The sequence below is a fragment of the Pseudomonas persica genome, assembly GCF_900291015.1.
Classification (GTDB): domain Bacteria; phylum Pseudomonadota; class Gammaproteobacteria; order Pseudomonadales; family Pseudomonadaceae; genus Aquipseudomonas.
In genome coordinates, this window is sequence record NZ_OLKL01000077.1 from 1 (window position 1) to 339 (window position 339).

A 339-nucleotide genomic window follows, 5' to 3' on the forward strand; every position below is an offset into this window, starting at 1 on the left:
TCGCCCAGGGCATGTGGGCCATGTGGCGGGTGCACGACGTGTTCGAGGAAGGCACCCGCCTGGAAGTGAGCGGGCAGGGCGAGAACGGCTTCCACAGCACCCCGTTCGCCCTGCGCAGCGGCAAGCCGGCGGTTGGCGCGCGGGCCTTGCCCGATGGCGAGATCGTTGCGGGTACGCCGATCCCGGCCATCGTGCCGCTGCCCGGCAAGGCCATGGCGCCGATGCCAGGCAAGGTGGTGGTGGTACCGAAGCTGTCCGAAGAGCTGGTTGCCGCCAATGACGACGACGAGCCCGAAGAAGAAGAGGATGAAGAACCAGCCAACCGGGAGCCGGTTCGCA

The 339-nt window shown here is 68.1% G+C and carries 1 protein-coding gene; it reads left to right on the plus strand.

From position 1 onward, the window contains the following. Positions 1 to 339, plus strand: a 339-nt coding sequence (locus FQ664_RS25765; protein ID WP_144175826.1) for a hypothetical protein, incomplete at both ends; no start/stop codon positions are given.